The sequence below is a fragment of the Flavobacterium sp. genome (assembly GCF_043779715.1).
Lineage (GTDB): Bacteria > Bacteroidota > Bacteroidia > Flavobacteriales > Flavobacteriaceae > Flavobacterium.
The window spans coordinates 1-3,393 of sequence record NZ_JAYWDT010000151.1; the positions used below are offsets into that span (position 1 = coordinate 1).

Annotated in this window: 4 protein-coding genes; all 4 read left to right on the forward strand. The window is 32.7% G+C overall.

Annotated elements, in window-relative coordinates:
- Positions 1-184 precede the first annotated feature (184 nt).
- Positions 185-1,375, forward strand: coding sequence for a pyridoxal phosphate-dependent aminotransferase (locus ACH2BG_RS07530; RefSeq protein WP_395047091.1), 1,191 nt, complete (start codon positions 185-187; stop codon positions 1,373-1,375).
- A gap of 56 nt (positions 1,376-1,431) precedes the next feature.
- Positions 1,432-1,767 carry a c-type cytochrome gene (locus ACH2BG_RS07535; RefSeq protein ID WP_395047092.1) on the forward strand — a complete coding sequence of 112 codons (336 nt, stop codon included), beginning with the start codon at positions 1,432-1,434 and terminating at the stop codon, positions 1,765-1,767.
- Between the two features lie 29 nt (positions 1,768-1,796).
- On the forward strand, positions 1,797-3,137 hold the full coding sequence (locus tag ACH2BG_RS07540) for a sigma-54-dependent transcriptional regulator (protein WP_395047094.1): 1,341 nt from the start codon (positions 1,797-1,799) through the stop codon (positions 3,135-3,137).
- Between the two features lie 31 nt (positions 3,138-3,168).
- A partial coding sequence (locus ACH2BG_RS07545; RefSeq protein ID WP_395047093.1) for a KUP/HAK/KT family potassium transporter occupies positions 3,169-3,393 on the forward strand: 225 nt, incomplete at its 3' end.

Below are 3,393 nucleotides of genomic sequence, written 5' to 3' on the forward strand. Positions count from 1 at the left end.
AGAAAAAGAAGATAATACGGTAAAAAATATGAATAAAAGCAAATATAATTTCTTCATTGGGGATTAATGTTTCTATAAAGTTACTAATAATTTTGTAAGAAAAAACAGAATTAACAATTTTGAATCACTTTTGAGGAAATTATTTAATAAAAAATCGCAAATTTGCATTTCAAAATATATCGTCATGCCAAAAATATCAAACAAAGGACATCAAATGCCAGAATCTCCAATAAGAAAACTGGTTCCTTACTCGGAAATTGCTAAAAAAAATGGAAATAAAGTATATCATTTAAATATTGGTCAACCCGATATTAAAACTCCAGAAGTAGCTTTAAATGCAGTGAAAAATGCTGATATTAAAATATTAGAATACAGTCATTCTGCTGGTTTTGATAGTTACAGAACAAAATTAGCATTAAGCTACCAGAAGATTGGATTGCCTATAAATAAAGAAGATATTATCATTACAACTGGTGGTTCTGAAGCACTATTGTTTGCGATGGGAAGTACTATAGATGCTGGCGAAGAAATTATTATACCTGAACCTTTTTATGCAAATTATAACGGATTTGCAACTGCATCAGGCGTAAAAGTAGTTCCTGTAATCTCGACGATAGACACAGGTTTTGCATTGCCTCCAATTTCTGATTTCGAAAAACTAATTACACCAAAAACTAAAGCCATTCTTATATGTAATCCTGGAAATCCTACAGGTTATTTATATTCGGAAGAAGAAATTCAGCAATTAGCCGCTTTAGTCAAAAAACATGATTTATTCTTGATTGCTGACGAAGTGTACCGCGAGTTTACTTACGACGGATACAAACATTATTCTATCATGGATATCGCAGGAATCGAAGAAAATGCTATTATGATCGATTCAGTTTCTAAACGTTACAGTATGTGTGGCGCACGTATTGGTTGTATTGTTTCTAAAAACAAAGAAGTTATGGCAACTGCGATGAAATTTGCGCAAGCACGTTTAAGTCCGCCAACATACGAGCAAATTGCCAGCGAAGCCGCTCTAGACACACCACAAAGTTATTTCGACGAAGTAATTACCGAATACAAAGAACGTCGTGACACACTTATCACTGAATTAAATAAAATTCCAGGTGTAAAAGTAGCTACTCCAAAAGGAGCATTTTATTGTATCGCACAGCTTCCTGTAACCGATGCGGATCATTTTGCACAATGGCTTCTAGAAAGTTACGATTATAATAAAGAAACCGTTATGGTTGCTCCAGCTGCAGGATTTTATTCCTCACCAAATGTTGGTAAAAATGAAGTTAGAATCGCTTACGTACTGAAAAAAGAAGACTTAATTAAGTCAGTTCAAATTCTTGGAGAAGCTTTGAAAGTGTATAAAAACTAGTTGATTTAAAACTGTTGTTTTTTATATATATTTACAATTCAAAAAAACCAAAAATTATGAAACCGAAGGTTCACGAACACAAAAAAAACAATTTTAAAATTGTGAGTACAGCAAGAATTATAGCAGTTGCAATTTTAGGAATATTCATATATTCTTGTTCACCAAAAGTTGTTGCACCAGTTACTGCAGCTCCAAAAGTGGAACTTACGCCAGAATTAGTTGCAGGAAAAAGTCTTTACGAAAACAATTGTGCAAAATGTCATAAATTATTTGAAGTAACTAAACACACACAAGAAGATTGGAAACCAGTTTTAGTTCGTATGCAAAAGAAAGCTAGACTTGATGATGCACAAATGGCTGGAATTTCTAATTATATATTTTCTCAGTTGTAATAACTGTTAATTATCTGATAAAAACTGCCATTTTGAAAAATATTCTTATCATCGACGATGAAGAAAAGCTAAGGAACCTTCTCGCCCGAATTGTAAAATCGGAAGGTTTTGAGGTTTTTGAGGCTCCCGATTTAAAATCAGGTTTCAAAAAATTAGAAATCAACGATATTGATGTGGTTTTGTGCGACGTCAAACTTCCTGATGGCAATGGCGTTGATTTCCTTCAAAAAATAAAAACTTCATTTCCTTTAACAGAAGTCATTTTACTAACAGCTTTCGGCAAAATATCCGATGGAGTTCAAGCTATGAAAAATGGCGCTTTTGATTATATCGTAAAAGGTGACGACAATGACAAAATTATTCCCCTTTTGTACAAAGCTTTGGAAAAGGTGCAATTGCAAAAGAAAGTCAAGCAACTCGAAAAACGCATTTCTGATAAATATTCTTTTGACTCAATAATAGGGAAATCAAAAGGACTAGAACAAGTCATTGATTTAGCTAAAAAAGTAGCTAAAACTGATTCAACTGTTCTTTTAACAGGCGAAACAGGAACCGGAAAAGAAGTTTTTGCACAAGCCATTCACGAAAACAGCAATCGAGTTGGAAAATCTTTCGTGGCCTTAAATTGCAGTACTTTTAGTAAAGAAATCTTGGAAAGCGAATTATTCGGACACAAACAAGGTGCATTTACCGGAGCAATAAAAGATAAAAAAGGCTTTGTTGAAGAAGCAAACGGCGGAACCTTATTCCTAGATGAAATTGGCGAAATGCCAATAGAATTGCAAGCCAAATTATTGCGAGTTTTAGAAACCAATGAATACATACAAGTAGGTGATTCTATACCTAAAAAATCAAACTTCAGATTAATAGCCGCAACAAATAGAGATTTAAAAGCAGAAAGTGACGAACATCGTTTCCGCTCTGATTTGTATTTTAGATTGAATATTTTTGAAATTAATATTCCACCTTTACGGGAGAGAGTTAAAGATATTGTTCCATTAATACATTATTTTGTAGCTCAATTTTCTGCAAAAATCAATAAAAAAAATTTGGTTGTTGGTGATGAATTTCTTCAGAAATTGGAAACTTATCATTGGCCAGGAAACGTCCGGGAATTAAAAAATATAATTGAGCGCTCGGTTATTTTAGCAAATGATGAAGTTTTGACAATTGATGTTTTGCCTTATGAAATGCAGCATCAGGTTTATAAAACCAATAAAACTCTATCTGCTTTCTCGATGCAAAGTATAGAAAAACTACATATTCAAAAAGTACTGAATTATACACAAGGAAATAAAGCTGAGACAGCAAGACTTTTGGAAATTGGAGTGGCTACTTTATATAGAAAAATTGACGAATACGGTCTATAGAGAATACATTCATTTAAAAAAAATATAATTTATGCACACGAATAACGCCGATTTTCAATCTAAAATTACCCTTGCTGGCTCATTGATAGCAATAGGTATTGTTTTTGGTGATATTGGAACCTCACCATTGTATACACTTAATGCGGTTTTTCATAATAAAGTTATAACCGAAGTCATTGCATTAGGAAGTTTAAGTGCTATTTTCTGGACACTTTTTTTTCAAACTACCTTAAAATATGTCATTATCACACTTCAA

What these genes read in the sequence shown, in the direction of transcription:
- ACH2BG_RS07530 (WP_395047091.1), top strand. Translation starts at nt 185, where the DNA reads ATGCCAAAAATATCAAACAAAGGACATCAAATGCCAGAATCTCCAATA.
- ACH2BG_RS07535 (WP_395047092.1), top strand. Translation starts at nt 1,432, where the DNA reads ATGAAACCGAAGGTTCACGAACACAAAAAAAACAATTTTAAAATTGTG.